The organism is Lentilactobacillus sunkii DSM 19904, from assembly GCF_001435575.1.
Taxonomy (GTDB): domain Bacteria; phylum Bacillota; class Bacilli; order Lactobacillales; family Lactobacillaceae; genus Lentilactobacillus; species Lentilactobacillus sunkii.
Genome location: NZ_AZEA01000012.1, coordinates 13,771 through 32,478, shown reverse-complemented (window position 1 = coordinate 32,478; position 18,708 = coordinate 13,771). Strand labels below are relative to the sequence as shown.

Below are 18,708 nucleotides of genomic sequence, written 5' to 3'. Positions count from 1 at the left end.
TTAGTTTAGATTAAATTCAAGTTTTGTCAATCACTGCAGGCAAATTAAAAGGGCTGCTTCAACAAAACTTAAGCTTTGTTCGCATCCCCGTTTTCTTGATTTAAAATACTTTATTCGTATCGCATTCCGGTTGGGTAATATAAGCCTCATTACAAAATCCGGAAATACTGTTATACACGCGGTGGGCCCTGGACTCTGTCCGACATATACCAAACACCGTTGGGCCGCTGCCGCTCATCTGGGAACCATCCGCACCATATTCGATCAAACGTGATTTTAGGGTTTCAATTTGTGGATGACTGGCAGTTGTGATTTCTTCCAATGAGTTCCCAATATTGGCGACAATTTGATCATAGTTTCCACTTTCAATTCCGCTCAACAACTCGTCAATTTGTGGGTGACTGACAGAAGTGGTTGCGACTTGTTTGAGAATTCTTGGTGTTGAAACACTGACGTTGGGCTTGGCCAAAACAAACCACATCTTGGGAAGCTTTTTGAGTGGCGTCACAATTTCACCACGACCACTCACCAAGGCGGTTCTGCTATAGACACAGTACGGAACGTCCGAGTCCACCTGAATACCGATGTTGGCAAGCTCTTTAAGCGACAATCCGGTCTGAAACATTTCATTCAGGGTGCGAAGGACGGCGGCGGCATCTGATGACCCCCCACCCAAACCGGCAGCCACCGGAATATTTTTCTTAATCGAAATTTCCAGTCCGGTTTGAATCCCAACTTTGGATAGAAATAAGTGAGCTGCTTGGTAAGCCAAGTTCCGTCGATCATTAGGCAAAAAGCTGCTGTCAGAGAAAATGTGAATTTTTGAGTGCCGATCCGTGGTTTCAATTTGCAGGTGGTCACTTAACCCGATCGAGGTCATCACCATCCGCCATTCAATTGCCCCATCCGGATGGACAAAGGGTGCATCCAAGCCCAAATTCAGTTTTGCTGGTGCCCGAACAATTCGTTTCACTTGGATCCACCCCCTCAATGTGTATTAATAACAAAATTATACTAAATTATTAATAAAATGTCAGTGTTTAGGTTACAAAAGGGCAAAAGAAAAAGGCCTAACAGGCCCCAAACAAGGATTTTAGCTTTACATAGCTTTAGCATTATCAAAATCAACTTCGATATTTTTGGTTAAAATATCAGTATAACTATATGAAACTCTCTCAAAACTTGCTTTCCCCGGATCTAATTCAACAACAAAAATAGCCGGAAAAGTTTCCCTCAAAATTCCCTGGCGTTTAGTTGTTTTTCTTCTCCCAATTTGAGAAGTAACTTGTACGTGTTGGCCGATATGATCGTCCATCTTGTGCTTAATAACTGATAAAGTCACTGGCATTCTACTCACCTCACGATAAATCATTATATCACAAGAGTTATAGAAAGGCAATTTTCTACCACAAATTAAGCGTTCTGGCAATAATAAAACAATAAAATTTAGATGAGATTTTTCAGAGTATGAAATGCATTTGTCATGGCAACAAACTGTGCCACTGTGAGACTCTCGGGCCGATCACCGGCATCTATGTTGACCGCTGCCAAAACATCTTTAATTGCCGCTTTGACTTCAGGCGTTTTACCAAAAATTCCCTGTAAATTATTCCAAAGCGTCTTTCGTTGGTGCATAAAACATCCTCGTACAAAGCTGATAAAAACCTTTTGGTCAAATGGTTGAACGTGCTTATCCATCCGGGGTGTCAACTTAACAATTGCAGAATCCACCTTTGGCTGCGGAATAAATGCCGTCTTGGGAACAATGAATGAGATTTCAACGTGATTAAGTTCTTGAACAATCACGGATAAAGATCCGTAAGGCTTGGTTGAGGGCTCAGCATTCAGTCGTTCTGCCACTTCTTTTTGCATCATTACAACAATGGCATCAAAGCTTGTTTGTCCTGCAATCAGATCCATCACGATTGGCGTCGTGATGTAGTACGGCAAATTAGCGACCACTTTTAATTGTTTATCGGATTCAAAGGACTGACTGATAATTTCAGGAAGATTGGCTTTTAAAATATCTTGATTGATAATTTTGATGTTATCGTATGGTGCCAAAGTTTCCGCCAAAACCGGCAATAAATTGGCATCAATTTCAAAGGCCAGTACCTGATTGGCTGCTTTGGCCAACTGTTCCGTTAAGCCACCAATTCCGGGACCAATTTCAATCACATTGTCTTCTTTTGTAATCTCGGCGGCTTCGACAATGTTATCTAATACACCCAGGTCGGTTAGAAAGTTTTGTCCCAAGCTTTTCTTGGCCGATAAGTGATAGCGGTTCAAAATTGCTTGAGTTCGCGTTGGGCTTGCAATTTGTGGATATTCAGTCATGGGTTTCCTCCTTATCAATTTGCTGAACGGCATTTAAGAATTCATCGTGACTGATGCCAAACATCCTTAACCGATGTTGGAGCTGTTTACCATTCACATAACCAATTCGTAAAATTTCACCGAGACATTCCCGGCGTTTCTTGGCACTGGGATTGCCCATCAGGCCTTCTTTCATTAATTCTGCCTTGGAAATAATCTCTCCAGCAGAATCATCTTCAGTGTAAACTTTGCTAAGTGCCTCACGGATTGACTCGACACTGGCATGTTCAACGCCTAAGGACCCGTCTGAACGGCTAGGAACCCCCTGCTTTCTGGTAATGAAGGCGTGCTTTGCGTTGGGCACTTCTGCAGAAATTGCCTTGCGAATCTTCTCTCCAGAAAAGTCAGGATCTGTAAAAACAATGATTCCTCGTGTTTGCGCAACCTTTTTAATCAGATCAAGGGTCTCATCTGGGATTGCCGACCCACGGGTTTCGATCGTGTCGGCATCGACAGCTCTTTGGATTCTTTTGGTGTCGTCTTTTCCTTCAACGACAATGACTTCTTTAATTTTTTTCATGATTCCTCAATTCTAAATAAGCGCATCGTATTATCATAAGTATGCTCCGCGATCACATCCGGATTGACGTCGCATATTCGCGCAAGTGCTTCAACTGTGTAAAGTGAATAGGCTGGTTCATTTTGCTTGCCGCGCAAGGGTTCCGGCGATAAGTAAGGTGCATCAGTTTCGACGAGCATACTGTCAAACGGCGTGTTTCTCACGGCATCATGAACCTCATGGGTTTTCTTAAAGCTGGCAACCCCACTATAAGAAACCAGCATCCCCAGATCCAAAAATTTTTTAAGCCATTCCGGATCACCATTAAAGCTGTGCATCACCCCGCGAATATCAGCAATGTGCATTTCTTTTAAAATCGCATAGGTGTCTTCAAATGCATCTCGATTATGAACGGAAATTGGCAGATGCAATTGTTTGGCAATATCAATTTGCCGCTTAAATACCCGCTTTTGGACATCCCTCGGTGAGGCAGTTTGGTGATAATCCAGCCCAATTTCTCCGAGAGCAACCACCTTTGGACTTTGAAGCTGTTCAATCAACAGTTTTTCTTGTTCTTCATGATAATAAATCGAGTCTTCCGGATGCCAGCCGATAATCGAATACATATCGGGATACTTTGCCGCCAACTCCAACGAAAGGTCGTTAAGTTTTTGGTTGGAACCCACGTTGGCAATCTTCACAACCCCAAGGTTTTGGGCATGCTTAAAGTACTTATCGGCTTCCGGATACAAGTGTTCATCATTTAAATGGGTATGTGAATCAAATATTTTCATTGTTTGCTCCCAAATCTTTCCGATAAAAACAGGGATTGTGACAAAACTTGCGTCTTGCTGCCAATCCCTCGTTTTTCACTATATTAACTTTGCCACAAATTGACAATTTATTCCAGTGTGACACCATTTTCCAAATGGGCACCAACCGTGACCAGTTCAACATTGCCGTCTTTGTGTTCAACTGACAACAACATCCCCTGACTCACTTGGCCGCGCATCTTTCTTGGCTTCAAGTTTGAGACGATAATCACCTTTTTGCCGATTAACTTCTTATAATCCGGATACCATTGGGCAATTCCTGATAGGATCTGACGATCACCATCATCACCAGCATCCAAACGGAATTGAAGTAATTTATCGGCACCTTCAACTTTATTGACATCTTTAATTTCGGCAACTTTCAGTTCAATCTTTTCAAAAGCCTCGAACCGAACCTCTTTTTTGGTTAGGTTCAAGTTGGTTTCCTCTGGATTAAACTCGGCTTCAGCTGCTTCTTTCATTGCAGCACGACCCTTAGCTTTGTCAGTCTTGGTCATTTGTTGCTTGATGTAGTCAACTTCTTCATCAACATCAACCCGTGGGAAAATCGGTGTCCCTTTGGCAACTGCCTTGGAACCGGCAGGAACATCGGCAAACTTAAGGTTTTCGAGATTGATGTCTTCTTTGATCCCCAATTGTGCAAAAATTTCTTTTGGTGCATGGGTCATAACCGGACTGATTAATTCGGCGATCACCCGCAATCCGGCTGCCAAATGAGCCATTACTGAATCAAGCTTGGCCTTGTCTGCCGGATCCTTTGCCAGATTCCATGGTTCAGTCTGATCAATGTATTTATTGGTTTGAGCCACTAATTTCCAAGCTTCTGCCAAAGCATCAGAAAAATGTAAGTCGTTCATTTGTTGTTTGTAATTAGCAATAACTGTTTCTGCAGTATCTTCCAGCTCTTTATCAGCATCATTCACATCAGCTGTAAATGCAGGTAAAACACCATCATCATACTTGTTGATCATTGAAACAGTCCGGTTCAACAAATTACCCAAATCATTGGCGAGGTCAAAGTTCAACCGGTCGATAAAGTCCTCCGGTGTGAACAAGCCATCGTTGGCGTATGGCATTGCCCGCAACAGATAATATCTGAGTGCATCCAAACCATAACGGTCAACAAGGGTTTCAGGATAAATAACGTTCCCCTTTGACTTGGACATTTTGCCGTCTTTCATCAACAGCCAACCATGACCATAAACAGTTTTAGGAAGTGGTAAGCCGAGTGCATGCAAAATAATTGGCCAGTAAATGGTATGGAATCGAACAATTTCCTTACCTACCATTTGGACATCGGCAGGCCAATACTTCTTGAAGTTACTGTCATCTTTGCCATCGTATCCCAGTGCAGTAATATAGTTGGTTAACGCATCGATCCAAACGTATACCACGTGTTTTGGATCCGATTTGACAGGAACTCCCCAAGTAAATGTTGTTCGGGAAACTGCCAAGTCTTCCAAACCAGGCTCGATAAAGTTCTTGATCATTTCATTCATCCGGGTTGCTGGTTGAATGAAGTTGGGATTGTCTTTGTAATATTGCAAGAGCCAGTCAGCATACTTACTCATTTTAAAGAAATAAGATTGTTCATGAACCAGCTGAACTTCGTGGCCACTTGGAGCCTTACCACCAGTGACTTTACCATTTTCATCGCGGTAAACTTCTGCCAGTTGGCTTTCAGTGAAATATTCCTCGTCAGAAACAGAATACCAGCCGGTATATTCACCAAGATAAATGTCACCTTGGTCCAACAGCTTTTGGAAAATGTCGGCAACGGCTTTTTCGTGATAGTCGTCGGTCGTCCGAATGAACTTGGTGTTTGAAATTTCCAACTTTTTCCATAGTTGTTTGATTGAAGCTGCCATCTTATCGACGTAATCCTTAGGTGACATCCCCAGTTGCTCTGCTTTTTGTTCGATTTTGAGTCCATGTTCATCTGTCCCGGTTAGGAAGAAAACATCGTACCCCATTGCCCGCTTGAACCGAGCTTCAGCATCACACGCAATGGTTGTGTATGAATTACCGATATGTAGCTTCCCGGACGGGTAATAAATGGGTGTTGTAATATAAAATGTTGGCTTACTTTCTGCCATGAAAGTACCTCTTTTCATGCTTAATTATTCTTTAGGATATTACAATCCAGTATAGCAAATATTTTTTAGAATGGCGATTGGATTTGAACTTGATGCAATAATATGGAAATTATTTGTGAGGGAAAAATACAAAAATTATAGGATGAATTTTCTGCTCAATTGTCGGCCATGGCTTCTATCGATTGGGATGATGATGAGTGAGTTCGATCAATGTTCACTGCTAACGAGCCTTAACGTGCTCCGACGGCCGGCTGAAAGCCTGCCTAGCCTACCTGGCGACGCGCCGGCTGAAAGCCTGCCTAGCCTACTTGGCGACGGGTCTGCTGCTTACTTGTTTCAAGTCCAGTGTTCACTGCTACTTAGCCATAACGTGCTCCGACGGGTCTGATGCTTACTTCTAAGGGGATTTAACCAAAGTCCCAAACCTGGGACTTTAATTAAATCCCCTTAGAAACCGCATCAACCGACCCTCGTCGCACTCAAAACAAATCCATCTGCACCGGTGACAATCCGCCGAAATCGATGCCCAGCATCTTTTTTAGTTGGAGGGCATTATCCGCGGCATCTCCCCCGCTGTTGTTATTGAAGATTACGCAGACTTCCTTAGTCTGCTTGTCCAGCTCCATCACCACTTTGCGGAATTCCTGCAGTTCTTCTTCCGAATATCTATACAGAGTCCGCTTGCCCCGCCAGTCTGCAGAATGTTCCGTCCAGCCCTTGACGTTTCTGCCATGAAGTCTCAAGAGTGCCAAGTCTTCATTGGTCACCACCGGTTCAAATGGAACGCCAGCATTTGTGGTGTGTGGCTCGTCCACGGCCACCATCGTCATGCCTAACTCCTGAAGGTAGCCAGCGACATCTTGAGTAATCTCTTCTCCATACCAGGTTGAATTTCGAAACTCGATGGCAACTGGATACCCCGCCATCAAGTTACTGATTCGTCTTAGATATTGAATAGTTGCAATGCTTCTGGCGAAGTATGGCGGGAACTGAAACAGGATAGCTTTCAACTGTCCGGTCTGTAATAATGTTGCAACCGCCCGTTTGTAATTATTAAATTCCACAAATCGGTGCTCATTATCTACAGGATCTGAACTTCCCTGATCATGCATGGTCATCACCCGGTTAGCCTTCAAAATGAATTGAAAGTTGTCCGGTACCTGCTTCTGCCAGTTTTCGACAACCGACACTTTGGGAATGGCGTAAAAGGGCGTATCAAGCTCCACAACCGGAAAATAGCCGCTGTATTCGGTTAAACGGACTTTCCGTTTGGCCCCATCAATCAGTGAGGGATGATCGGAAAACGTCGTTAATCCAATTGTAATCAATCATCCCACCTCCTCAAACAATCAGGCATTCACCTTTAAATCTTTAAAGAAATCAACCGCATTTGCCTTGACCATCGTAAATGGAAAATTAAATTGCAGCTGCTCCTCGTTAACTGCCAAAACTTTCGCATTTTGAGACCGATAATCAATCAGCCCGGCAAATGGATAAACCCGCATTGAGGTGCCGACAATCACAATCAAATCAGCTTTGGAAACTGCATCGACACTCTTGGAAATAGCAACCGGATCCAATCCTTCGCCGTATAAGACGATGTCCGGGCGTAAAACCCCACCACAATTTTCATGATACATACTCTTCAAATACTCAGTGTAGTCAACGGTTTTATGACACTTCTGGCAATACACTTTATACAGATTGCCGTGAAATTCGACTAAATGCTTGGTGCCGGCTTTTCGATAAAGGCTGTCAATATTTTGGGTAACCACGACCGCATCCTTTTTTTGAGTGAACTCGGCTTGGCGTTCATGAATCACATTCGGCTTGGCATCTGGATAATACATATTTGATTTTTCGTACTCCCAGAATACTTTTGGCTCTTGACGCAAACAGTCCGAACTCAAATAATATTCAGCGGGCTTATCGGATTTGTCATTTGTATACAGACCATTTTTTGAACGGTAATCAGGAATCCCTGATGCTGTTGAAACTCCCGCACCAGTCAGAAAGACAATCCTTCTTGCATCATCAAATTCAGCTTGAATTTTAGAATCAATCATCGTATTCCTCCTTTAAAAGTTCATTACTTGCGAACGATATAAGGCATTTTAAGGTCATCAAACAACTGCTTAACCGACTTTTCATAGATGCCCTTAAAGAACTCGGGGTCGTCTCCGGTCCCCTTTGGATTCGCCAGGACAAAGGAATTTTGATCATCAACTCGGTTAAAACCAACGTAACCTTTGGTATGACTATCGACTTCAATCAAATCAGAATGGTAAATTTCAAACATTTGCTTGACCTTGAGCCCCAACTGTCGTTCGGATAAAACACTTGTAACAGTTGTAAATTCGGTATTATGCAAAGCAGGTAATTCCCAGTCTTTCAATTGTTCATCGAACGCCTTGAACAGCTTAACCACGTTTCGGCGCAGACCAAATGGTGAATCAGTGGGCTTCTCAGCAATCAGCAGGTACAACTTTTCAGCTGCACTGAATGAAACTGGGAAATCCTTCTTTAGCTTATCGGCTACCTTGTCAATGCCGTCACCATAGAAGACCATTGCATCCAATAATGTCGTTAGGCGGAGCATCATTTGATCATCCAATGGGTTAGGTTCCGGCTTGATTGTGGCATATATTCCCTTTAAATACATCTCTTCGATGTCGTCATCGATCAAGTTGTGCTTCCGTTGTTCTGACACAACCACAAAGTGTGAGACGATATCATACAATTCGGTTCCCATCATCTTTAACTGTTCGTCCAACGTGTCATCGCCGGTTGTCAGTGAATAAAAGACTTGTGGAAAACCACGGAGCACCATCAGAAGATGAAGCAATTCATGGGATGCAGTATAGTTTGGCGCACTCAAGTCGGCAATTTGAACAATAATGTTTTTCCCATCCTGAACGGCCTGCGCTTGATCGTGGCGGACATAGCCGGACTGAAGTTTACCAATAAAAGTAACTGTTACCGTTCCTGGGAAGAAATTGTTCACGGCATTAATCAGTCCGTGAACGTCCTTATTAAGTTCAATATCAATATTGTTGTCCATGTTGATCTCCTATCTACGAATTGTTTTTAAAATGTCTTTAACTGCTGTTGAATCGGGATTACTGCTTTTTCTTAATTGATCAACCACGGTTGGCAATTCCTGCGTAGTCGCACCGTTTGACAGCGCCAAAGACTTCAGTTGCAAGTTCATATGACCCTTTTGAATCCCATCGGTAACCAAGGCCTTCAAAGCAGCTAAATTTTGGGCCAGCCCAACCGCCCCGATGACCTGCATTTCTTCTTTAACATTGTGAATCTGGGCAATCTGTTTATTAACTGCCACCATGTCGAGAACCTTGCTGGCACCGCCCACAAAGCCAATTGGAAGGGGCAATATCATTTTACCTTCCAATTGATTGCCATGCACGTGCCACGTACTGACGCCCTTATACGTGCCTGTCTGAGCCGCATATGAATGGACAGCACTTTCCACGGCCCGCCAATCATTTCCAAATGCCATGACCGCAGCATCAACGCCGTTCATGATTCCTTTGTTATGAGTGGCTGCCCGTTTTATATCCAATTGGGCCACCTCACTGGCATCGGCAATCCGTTGAGCTGCCACTGAGCCGGCAACCGATTTTGAAGCCAGCTTGTCAACTGGAACTTTCCCGGACACCTGGACCACAGCTTCATCCGCAAAGTTGGATAGAATTGCCATTGTCGTCTCAACCGCTAGTTGTTCTGAAATCCAATTGGCAATGGCTTCCAACATCGTGTTGATAATGTTTGCGCCCATTGCCTCCCCCGTATCCACAAAAAGATCGACGGAGGTGAATTGTGCCGAGAGTTTTCGAACCAACACTTTTTTGGCGCCACCACCATATTTTAAGATGGTTGGGTGGCTGTGGTCCGCTAATTCAAGAATTTTATGTCTATTGGAACTGACGAAATCAGAAACAACTTCAAATTTGGCATTTTTTATAATAACTTGACCGCTGATCAATTTTTGAGAAACAACGCTCGTGATTCCTGTCCCCGCTGATAAGAGCTTGGCACCATTGCTGGCGGCGGCAATCACTGACGGCTCTTCAGTCACCATGGGCACCAAATGTTGGTGTCCGTTGACAACCAGTCCAGTTACAATACCCTCGGGCAGTCGATAGTCTGTCAAACTATTTTCAATCAGCTCACCGGATTTGTCATCGGCATTTTGCTTAATCAACTTTAACTGATCTTCAGATAGTCCCGCTGATTGGGCGATGAGCCGAAGCCTGTCCGAATAGGACTTTTTATAGAATTGATTCCATTTATTTTCCATCATATCACCATCAATCTGCATGAAGCACAAAAAGCTGGTTCAATTACCAGCTCTACTCTGAATCGTATTCTTTTTGGATATATTCGGTAATAATGCCTTCACGGACGCCACTTTCAGAAAAGAGAACCTTCTTGGCATCAATCTTTTCCATCAGCACAATTAACGGCAGCAGGCCGCCAACAATGATATCGGCACGGTCATGCTCCAACCCTTGAATTTTCCGACGGCGGTTAACATTGCCCTTCAATAAGTTCAGGTAAGTTCGATTAACCTGTTCAGAAGTCAGATGATACCCATGAATTGCGTCAATCCGGACCATATTTTGACGGCGACGATTAATTCGTGCCAGCGTCCGGTTTGCCCCACCAAGGAGAACTAAGGGCTGATGAGCGGCTCGGTTGAGCCAATCAATTTTAGAATATATTTTTCTGATGTTAAATTGGGCATTAAATAAATTGGCACCCGTAATGTTGTCGCTTAAATGGTACCGTTCGGTAATGTTGACCGCCCCCACCGGAATACTGGTCAGGTTGGAACTTTGGCCATCATTAACCCGGATCAATTCACAGCTGGCACCACCAATGTCCAAAATCAAACAGTTATTGATTCCCAAGCGATTGATGACACCGAGATAATCATAATAAGCTTCCTGATTGCCGGATAAGACATCAATCGAGATGCCGATTCGCTCTTTAACAGCTCTGAGAAATTTAGCTTGATTTTTTGCCTGACGAACCGCTGCTGTAGCGATCCCAATGACTTTTTTGGCTTCATACTGTGAATAGATTTTTTTGAAATCCGCCAGCGACTTAATGGTCCGTTCCATCGCGGTAGGTTGTAAAATTTTGCCTCTGCCCATTCCTTCAGACAGTCGACTATCACTTTTAATCCGTTTGATTTCACGATAACTGCCGTCATTGGAAATCTGATTAATCGCCATTCTGACAGAGTTTGATCCAATATCCAAAATTACAAGGTTTTCCATCCCTGCCACCCTTTCTGGACATATTAGTCAAAATAGTTGATCCCGATTGCGTCACGAACTTCTTTGAGAGTTTGATTGGCAACAACGTTTGCATGCTCGCTGCCTTTTTTAAGAATATCGTAAACCCCTTGCTCGTCTTTGGCGTACTGTTCCCGTCGTTCACGGATTGGCTTGAGCTCAGCTTGCAGAACGTCGTTCAGGTAACGTTTGATTTTGACATCGCCCAGGCCGCCATGACTGTATTGATCCTTGAGTTCCTGGACCTTTTTCTTGTCCGAATCAAAAATATCAAGATATGTAAAGACAGTGTTGCCTTCAACCTGGCCGGGATCTTCAACGTGAATATGGTTGGGATCGGTATACATTGACATTATCTTCTTCTGAATAGTGTCTTCGTCATCTGATAGATAAATCGCATTGCCCAAGGACTTGCTCATTTTGGCGTTGCCGTCCAAGCCGGGGATTCGACCCATGCCTTTTGGTGGGAAATATCCTTCAGGTTCAACCAAAATGTCATCGTTATAAACCGAATTAAATGTTCGCACGATTTCACGGGTTTGTTCCAACATTGGTTCCTGATCGTCACCCACAGGGACAGTTGTGGCTTTAAATGCCGTAATATCTGCGGCCTGGCTGATTGGATACATTGCAAAACCAACCGGCACACTTTGACCAAACTTCTTTTGTTTAATTTCATTCTTAACAGTTGGGTTTCGGTTTAGTCGAGAAACTGTTACCAAATTCGAATAATGCTGGGTCAATTCCGGTAGTGCTGGAATTTGTGATTGGACTAAAATAGTTGATTTTTCTGGATCAATTCCGACAGCCAAATAGTCCAACGCTACCTGAATCAAACTGTGGCGAATCTTCTCGGGATCTCGGGCGTTATCAGTCAATGCCTGCATGTCCGCAATCATAATAAATGTTTCGTAATCGCCGGAATTTTGCAACTCTACGCGATTCTTTAATGAACCCACATAATGGCCAATATGTAATTTTCCAGTAGGTCTGTCACCTGTCAAAATAATTTTCTTTGTCATCGTAAACCATCCTTTCAAAAAACGCCCTATTGTTTTAACAATAGGACGCTTATACGTGGTACCACCTAAATTGTAACTAATATCAAGTTACCGCTCGAGACGATATGGGCGTCACCCTTTATTATTCCAATTCGTTTCGTCGCAGCCGTTTTCAGCAAGTCGGCCTCTCTGTTGTTGACGATTCTACTCACTTTTTAATAACACTCTAATTTTACTTACAAAATGATAAAAAGTAAACCCTGATTCATGCTAAACAACGAAAGATTTTCGACTTAGTAACCTGCCGACAAATCAACCTTGTTAACGGCGACTTCGCCGGTTTTGATGAAGCTTGCCAAATTCTTATATAAAATGGTAAATGCTTCATTGCCATAATCTTTAAATCCGCCAGAAATGTGAGGCGTTAAAATCACGTTGTCCATATCCCAAAGTGGTGAATCAGATTCCAACGGTTCGGCCTCAAAGACATCCAGTGCTGCGCCCGCCAGCTTATATTGGTCCAGTGCATCAATCAAGGCATTGGTATCTACCGAAGGACCTCGGCCAACGTTAATGAAAACGGGATGGCTGCTCATTTTGTCAAAAAATTGTTTGTTGAAGAAATGTTTGGTTTCGGCAGTCAGCGGCATGATGTTGATCACAAAATCGGCTTTGGCAGCTTTGTCGGTTCCTTCAGTATCGGTCACAACCTCGTCAAAATGATCTGCGGGTCTGCCGTGTCGACTGACCCCAATTGTTTTTGTACCGAACATTTGGAGCTTCTCAGCAATTGCCTGACCAATTCTCCCGGTTCCAAAAATGACGGCGGTACGATCTTTCAATATATAATTCTGCATCCTGATTTGATCGCCAACCCATTTTTTCTCAGAACGGGCAGCCTGACTGGCAACCATGCCCCGGGCAAACGCCAAAACATAACCCAGTACTGATTCACTAATGGGTTCTGCGTGAATGCCGCTGACATTTGTTAGTGTCACGCCCTTTTTAGCAAATTCACTCAAGGGCATATAATCGACTCCGGCAGAGAACGATTGAACAAGCTTAAGGTTGGCTGATTTGTTGAGCACGTCGGGAGCCTGCTTTCCCCAACCATAGATCACATCAATTTCGCTGGAATTTTCAGAATTCAAATCAGCGGGTTCAATGACTTGCACATCTCCCAGTTTGGCAAGCTCAGTCCTTTGCTGATCAGTCAAATTGAATAAATTTAATAATTTCATTTTCCCATCCCTTTCGTTTTGTTCACACCAAAAAGTATACACTCGAACTCCCTTCAAAAAAAGAAAAGTCTTTCTTATGAACTCTAAGGTTCAACTCAATTGACATCGCTTGTAATACCAACTAAAATTGTCGAAGCATTCTTAATTGATAGTCGAACCGAATCCGAATGGAGGAACCCTTTTGGAAACAAACGAACAAAAAATCGAACAAGTGCGCGTAGATCATGTCGTTTCAAAAATCGAGAAGAAGATCATCAGTACCGATGATGAATTGAATCGGGCTCACGCTGAAACCAAAAAGGTTCAACAAACCTATTCCGACAATACCTCTGTCAACTATTTTGAAGTTGACGACCGAATTGAAACCAGTGCCGAACTCCAGCAGCAACGTGGGTTGGTATCAAGACTGACCGAAAATGAAAGCATTTTAAAAAATCAACTTTCAACCCTTAAAGATTTAAAAAAGTCACCATATTTTGGTCGCATTGATATTCAAGATGACGATGAGGATGAAACCGAAAAGCTCTACATCGGAATTGCCTCATTAGAAAATGATGACGGTGAATTTCTGGTTTACGATTGGCGGGCACCAATTTCAAGCGTCTACTATAACGGTACTTTGGGCGACGTTAGCTATGAGACGCCAATGGGAACACAGCAGACCAATCTCAAGAAGAAGCGCCAGTTCCAAATCGTTGATGGTAAAATCCGCAATATGTTTGATACCAACGAAACTGTTGGCGATGAAATGCTCCAAAGTGCGCTGGGTGAACAGACCGATGAGTACATGCAAAACATCGTAGCGACCATTCAGCATGAACAAAATGATATCATCCGCGATACCAAGAGCAACCTCTTGGTCGTCCAAGGCGTAGCCGGGTCCGGAAAAACATCCGCCATCTTACAGCGGATTGCTTTTCTGCTTTACCATAGCCGAGATACTTTGGAGGCCGATCAGATTATTCTGTTTTCACCCAACAAGCTGTTCTCCCACTATATTTCAGAAGTTTTGCCAAGTTTGGGCGAGCGGAACATGCGTCAGGTCACTTTTGATGAGTTCATTGATAATCGTCTGAAAGGATTGAACGTTCAAAGCTTATTTGAGCGATATGAAACCGATGGCAACCTGTCTGATCAACAGCGATACATCAGAGGATTTAAAGAGTCAGCCAAGTTTATGGATGAAGTCCAGGAATACTGTGATAATTTACAGCCATCACAAATCTTTTTCAGTGACATCATTTTTAACGAATCAACTTTCTTTAGTAAGCAGGAAATTCAAAGTATCTTTGACAGTTTTCCAAAAGCAGCTAAAATTTATGACCGCTTTCTCCACACAAAAAACGAACTGATCAAACGTCTAAAGCGGCGAATCGACGGTGAAACCAAAGAAGACTGGGTCAACGATGAAATTGATCAACTGAGTAACGAGAAGTATCATGATTTGTTGGCGGGTAAGGAACTCGGCGAATTCCAAAATGAAGATGCCGAACGTTTTTATATCGCCAGAAAGATTGTCAGTCACCGGCTGCGGGTTGTCTACGATGCCATCTTCAACGACAACTTTTTCGACGCCTACATGCAGTATGCAGACTTCCTGAAAACAGTAGATCTCCCACAAAGTATCGAAACGCCTCAATGGCAGCAGTCCGTCGATGAATTCAACCACTCAATTGAATTTCATGCCATCAAGTTGGACGATTGTGCCCCACTGCTTTATATGCGTGATTACATGTGTAACAGCGGTCAAAACAACACAATGAAATACTTATTCGTTGACGAAATGCAGGATTACTCGGTCGCCCAACTAAAATATCTGCGTTACGCCTTTCCACAAACCAAATGGACCCTGCTGGGAGACAGTGAGCAAGCTTTATTCAAAGACGTTGAACAGCCTGAAGAGATTCTGAACAAATTGAATGCGGCCTTCCACGTTCGGCGCTCGCGGCTGATCAGCTTGATGCGGTCATACAGATCAACGCTGCCAATTACTACCTTTGCCAAATCAATCCTGCCAAATGGCGATGATATCGAGGCTTTCAACCGTCCAGGTGATATTCCTGAATTAGTCTTGGCTGCCGGCTTTGCTGATGGCATCAAACAGCTTCGCAAGATTGTCGGCGACCAGCGAAAACAATATGCAACGGTTGCCATTTTAACCAAAAACATGGCAGAAGCCGAACAAGTTTATCAAAAGCTGCATTCCCTCGGTGACGTGACACTCCTTCAAGACGCTGATCGAACATTGCCAAAGGGCATTCTCGTACTGCCAATTTATTTAGCAAAAGGATTGGAGTTTGATTCGGTTATCGCGTGGGATACTTCAGAGAAGAACTATCCCGACGAAAGTCTGTTGGGAACCCTCTACACCATTATTACCCGGGCAATGCATCAACTAACGTTAATCAGCTTGGGTGATGTGACCCCACTGATTGCGGATCAAAGCTTGACTGATCGAAAAATTAAGATTGAAAAACAGATTAAAAAATAAAGCAAAGTGAAACAAAAGGGTTTTGAGACCAGAATTTAAGAGCATCAATCGATTATTCCTGGGCTTGGAATGATTGATTGATGCTCTTAAATGGCTGGGATCAGCCGACTGTTGCCCGTTTTAACTAAATAAACCAACAACGAGGTTGATCCAAAAGTTTAGTCTTTTGGACCAGCCTCGTTTGCCATATGTGTCAGAGTTCCTCGGCGCTTTCCCACACTATATCAGGTACTGCACATCACTCGCAAAGGTTGGATATGCGAGTATTTCTTTGTTAAAATCACTAATCTTCATCTGCTGATCAATCATCATCGTGAAAATATTGATCAGGTAATCGGCATGGTTACTTAAAACTGTTGCGCCCACAACCGTTTCCGAATCTCTGTTAATCACAACTTTGGCCTTCGCCAATGGTTCATTCAGACGATGGTAACTGTACCAGGATGTCATATCATTGGTGATCAGCATATACCTGCTGTCGTCGGTCGCAATACTTGATGGTAGTCCAACCTGTCCAAGTGACGGCTGACCGAAGACGATCGTTGGGATTGCTTTGAACTGGATTTTTTCGGTCGATCCGTTGAAATATTTTGCCAGATAGCCGGCTTCATACCCGGCAACCGGTGTGAGTTTGGGCCGTTTGGTGCTGACAACATCCCCCATGGCAAAGATGTTGGGGTTGGTGGTCTGGAGATACTCATTTACCAAAACACCATGCCGGTCAGCTTTCACGCCAACATTTTCCAACCCAATCGTATCAACATTGGGAACTCGTCCCGCAGTGCAGAAGACCATGTCGGTTGGTAATCGGAAGTCATCTCCGGAGAGGACAAATTGGTCACCCACCTGGGTAATAGCCTTAACATCTGTATTCATATGAAAATCTATTCCTAATTGAGTCAAATGATCCACTGCTTGATTGACCAGCTGCTGATCAAACTGCTTCAACGGTCGATCATTGTGATGGATCAAATGAACTGTGGCACCGGCAGCGTGGGCAATTCCCGCCAATTCAAAGCCAATGTATCCGCCGCCAACGAAGGTCACATCTTCAGGCATCTCATCAAGGTTCAAGAAATCGGTACTCGTCTTGAAAAATTGCTTGCCGGGAATATCCAAAATCGATGGCCGCTGTCCAGTTGCAATGACGTATTTATCGCCCGAAAGCAGGTCATCTCCCGCTTCCAGCAAGCCATCTTTATTAAAATGGGCATTTTCATGATAGGTATCGATTCCATCAGAAGCCAATCCATTTTGAGTTGCATTGGAAATCGGATTGGTATATTGACGCTTATGCCGCATCAGATCGGACCAGTTGACTTTAACTTTGCCTGAAATCCCGTTTCCCTGCATGTCGTCAACAAGCTGGGTAACTTCAAGTCCTGATAATAAAATTTTCTTCGGGTCACACCCTCGATTGGGACAGGTGCCGCCATATAGATTATTTTCAACCACAGCAACGGTTTTCCGCTGTCTCCGCAAAGAATGTGCCAGTGAAACGCCGGCAACACCCCCACCAAGAATTACCACATCATATTGTTTAGTCATTTAGAATTCCTCCAAAATATGAAAAATTGCGAATTAAATATCATCATTAAAATACTCCAAATATAAATCTTAAATCCATTGTAGACCACTTCGTCAATAATTCCACGCGTCCTTGATTGACAACTCCCCATGGAATTTGTATCTTAGATGTTGTAGTTAAAAATTTATTAAATTGAGGTATACCATGGTTCATGCACTTTGGCGTCAATTTCCACGCATTAATTTAAAATTAGTCGCTTTGGAACCGTATCTGCTCAAGGCAGTCAACCTTCCAAACCAGCCGATTCATCGCAAAATCGACGAGTTATTAAAGTCCGGCGGAAAATTTCTGCGTCCAGGCTTCTTTTACATCTATTCAGAATTCGGTGAAAAAGTTGATCCCGCAAAAATTAAAGCTGGTGCCGCTGCAGTCGAACTACTGCACTTGGCCACGTTAATTCATGACGATGTCATCGACGATTCCCCACTTCGACGAGGAGTTGAAACAATTCATCCCAAATATGGCCAAAAAAACGCCATCTACGCCGGAGACTACCTCTTTACGTGTTACTTCACCCAAGTGCTCAAATCAACCCAGGACCCCACCGATATGAAGCGACACGTCGATGCCATGCAGATCATTTTGGCAGGCGAACTGGATCAGATGAAGTACAACTTCAATCAACAGATGACCGAAGCTGATTACTTCCACGAGATCACCGGTAAGACAGCCGAGCTGTTCAGACTATGTTTCCAGCAGAGTGCAATTGTCACCCACGCATCTGATGAAATTGTCCAGATTGGCGGTGACCTTGGTCTTGCAATTGGTCAAGCCTACCAAATTCTGGATGACATTTTGGATTGCAGTGGTGAAACCCGTCAAACAAAAAAGCCGGTGCTCGAAGATCTCAAGTCAGGGGTTTATACATTGCCGCTGATATTCGCCAACCAACTTGATCACATACGCTTAAAGCCATTATTAGATAAAAAAGAATCGATTACTGATGAAGATATTCACCAAATTCAACAAATTGTAATAGAGTCCGGTGGTCTTCAAAAAGCCATTGATACTGCAGACAAATTAACAGATAAGGCACTTAGCTTAATTGCCCGGTTGCCTGAACAAAAATCAAAGCATGATCTTGAAAAACTGACTAAGATGCTGCTGACTCGAAAGCAGTAATAGTTGGATAAAATAAAAGATTGTCGCTTTCCGGCTGGAATTTCCCAGTTGGGGCGGCAATCTTTTTTTGCTTTTGTGTTTGTTTGGTGGTGGGGTAAGTTTACCTGGTTGAAACGTGTGCCGACGCAACTGATGCT

General features: G+C 43.4%; 16 protein-coding genes. 2 read left to right on the top strand and 14 right to left on the bottom strand.

Annotated elements, in window-relative coordinates:
- Positions 1-100 precede the first annotated feature (100 nt).
- The 13 genes from ispE to FD17_RS07985 form a co-directional block, all read right to left on the bottom strand.
- Positions 101-973, bottom strand: coding sequence for a 4-(cytidine 5'-diphospho)-2-C-methyl-D-erythritol kinase (gene ispE / locus FD17_RS08050; protein ID WP_057825426.1), 873 nt, complete (start codon positions 971-973; stop codon positions 101-103).
- 126 nt (positions 974-1,099) lie between these two features.
- Complete coding sequence (locus FD17_RS08045) at positions 1,100-1,348, bottom strand: Veg family protein (RefSeq protein WP_057825424.1); 249 nt, start codon at positions 1,346-1,348, stop codon at positions 1,100-1,102.
- 98 nt (positions 1,349-1,446) lie between these two features.
- Positions 1,447-2,337 carry a 16S rRNA (adenine(1518)-N(6)/adenine(1519)-N(6))-dimethyltransferase RsmA gene (rsmA, locus tag FD17_RS08040; RefSeq protein ID WP_057825422.1) on the bottom strand — a complete coding sequence of 297 codons (891 nt, stop codon included), beginning with the start codon at positions 2,335-2,337 and terminating at the stop codon, positions 1,447-1,449.
- The gene (gene rnmV / locus FD17_RS08035; protein ID WP_057825421.1) at positions 2,330-2,896 is read right to left on the bottom strand and encodes a ribonuclease M5; all 567 of its coding nucleotides are present in this window, start codon (positions 2,894-2,896) and stop codon (positions 2,330-2,332) included. Before rnmV ends, rsmA begins: the two co-directional genes overlap by 8 nt.
- On the bottom strand, positions 2,893-3,669 hold the full coding sequence (locus tag FD17_RS08030) for a TatD family hydrolase (RefSeq protein WP_057825419.1): 777 nt from the start codon (positions 3,667-3,669) through the stop codon (positions 2,893-2,895). Before FD17_RS08030 ends, rnmV begins: the two co-directional genes overlap by 4 nt.
- 107 nt (positions 3,670-3,776) lie before the next feature.
- The gene (gene metG, locus FD17_RS08025) at positions 3,777-5,804 is read right to left on the bottom strand and encodes a methionine--tRNA ligase (protein ID WP_057825417.1); all 2,028 of its coding nucleotides are present in this window, start codon (positions 5,802-5,804) and stop codon (positions 3,777-3,779) included.
- Between the two features lie 479 nt (positions 5,805-6,283).
- Positions 6,284-7,132, bottom strand: a complete 849-nt coding sequence (locus FD17_RS08015; RefSeq protein WP_057825411.1) for a DUF72 domain-containing protein — start codon at positions 7,130-7,132, stop codon at positions 6,284-6,286.
- A gap of 21 nt (positions 7,133-7,153) precedes the next feature.
- On the bottom strand, positions 7,154-7,870 hold the full coding sequence (locus FD17_RS08010; RefSeq protein ID WP_057825410.1) for an NAD-dependent protein deacylase: 717 nt from the start codon (positions 7,868-7,870) through the stop codon (positions 7,154-7,156).
- Between the two features lie 23 nt (positions 7,871-7,893).
- Positions 7,894-8,865: a hypothetical protein gene (locus FD17_RS08005; RefSeq protein WP_057825408.1), complete on the bottom strand. Its 972-nt coding sequence runs from the start codon at positions 8,863-8,865 to the stop codon at positions 7,894-7,896.
- 9 nt (positions 8,866-8,874) lie between these two features.
- Complete coding sequence (locus FD17_RS08000; RefSeq protein ID WP_338092495.1) at positions 8,875-10,128, bottom strand: hydroxymethylglutaryl-CoA reductase, degradative; 1,254 nt, start codon at positions 10,126-10,128, stop codon at positions 8,875-8,877.
- Positions 10,129-10,177: 49 nt separating this feature from the next.
- Entirely contained in the window at positions 10,178-11,110 is a 933-nt protein-coding gene (locus FD17_RS07995; protein ID WP_057825406.1) for a Ppx/GppA family phosphatase, read from the bottom strand.
- A 23-nt stretch (positions 11,111-11,133) separates the two neighbouring features.
- On the bottom strand, positions 11,134-12,150 hold the full coding sequence (gene trpS, locus FD17_RS07990; RefSeq protein WP_057825404.1) for a tryptophan--tRNA ligase: 1,017 nt from the start codon (positions 12,148-12,150) through the stop codon (positions 11,134-11,136).
- A gap of 272 nt (positions 12,151-12,422) precedes the next feature.
- Positions 12,423-13,370: a phosphoglycerate dehydrogenase gene (locus FD17_RS07985; RefSeq protein WP_057825402.1), complete on the bottom strand. Its 948-nt coding sequence runs from the start codon at positions 13,368-13,370 to the stop codon at positions 12,423-12,425.
- Between the two features lie 181 nt (positions 13,371-13,551).
- Between FD17_RS07985 and helD the strand changes: the two genes are divergently transcribed.
- Entirely contained in the window at positions 13,552-15,861 is a 2,310-nt protein-coding gene (helD, locus tag FD17_RS07980; RefSeq protein WP_057825400.1) for an RNA polymerase recycling motor HelD, read from the top strand.
- 219 nt (positions 15,862-16,080) lie between these two features.
- Here helD and FD17_RS07975 read toward each other — a convergent pair whose 3' ends face one another.
- Complete coding sequence (locus tag FD17_RS07975; RefSeq protein ID WP_057825398.1) at positions 16,081-17,409, bottom strand: dihydrolipoyl dehydrogenase family protein; 1,329 nt, start codon at positions 17,407-17,409, stop codon at positions 16,081-16,083.
- Positions 17,410-17,593: 184 nt separating this feature from the next.
- On the opposite strand from FD17_RS07975, the gene FD17_RS07970 reads away from it, so the two are divergent.
- The gene (locus FD17_RS07970; protein ID WP_057825396.1) at positions 17,594-18,571 is read left to right on the top strand and encodes a polyprenyl synthetase family protein; all 978 of its coding nucleotides are present in this window, start codon (positions 17,594-17,596) and stop codon (positions 18,569-18,571) included.
- Positions 18,572-18,708: the final 137 nt, after the last annotated feature.

Coding starts and splice junctions, on each gene's coding strand:
- FD17_RS08045 (WP_057825424.1), bottom strand. CDS start 1,348: ATGCCAGTGACTTTATCAGTTATTAAGCACAAGATGGACGATCATATC.
- rsmA (WP_057825422.1), bottom strand. CDS start 2,337: ATGACTGAATATCCACAAATTGCAAGCCCAACGCGAACTCAAGCAATT.
- rnmV (WP_057825421.1), bottom strand. CDS start 2,896: ATGAAAAAAATTAAAGAAGTCATTGTCGTTGAAGGAAAAGACGACACC.
- FD17_RS08030 (WP_057825419.1), bottom strand. CDS start 3,669: ATGAAAATATTTGATTCACATACCCATTTAAATGATGAACACTTGTAT.
- metG (WP_057825417.1), bottom strand. CDS start 5,804: ATGGCAGAAAGTAAGCCAACATTTTATATTACAACACCCATTTATTAC.
- FD17_RS08010 (WP_057825410.1), bottom strand. CDS start 7,870: ATGATTGATTCTAAAATTCAAGCTGAATTTGATGATGCAAGAAGGATT.
- FD17_RS08005 (WP_057825408.1), bottom strand. CDS start 8,865: ATGGACAACAATATTGATATTGAACTTAATAAGGACGTTCACGGACTG.
- FD17_RS08000 (WP_338092495.1), bottom strand. CDS start 10,128: ATGATGGAAAATAAATGGAATCAATTCTATAAAAAGTCCTATTCGGAC.
- FD17_RS07995 (WP_057825406.1), bottom strand. CDS start 11,110: ATGGAAAACCTTGTAATTTTGGATATTGGATCAAACTCTGTCAGAATG.
- trpS (WP_057825404.1), bottom strand. CDS start 12,150: ATGACAAAGAAAATTATTTTGACAGGTGACAGACCTACTGGAAAATTA.
- FD17_RS07985 (WP_057825402.1), bottom strand. CDS start 13,370: ATGAAATTATTAAATTTATTCAATTTGACTGATCAGCAAAGGACTGAG.
- FD17_RS07975 (WP_057825398.1), bottom strand. CDS start 17,409: ATGACTAAACAATATGATGTGGTAATTCTTGGTGGGGGTGTTGCCGGC.
- FD17_RS07970 (WP_057825396.1), top strand. CDS start 17,594: ATGGTTCATGCACTTTGGCGTCAATTTCCACGCATTAATTTAAAATTA.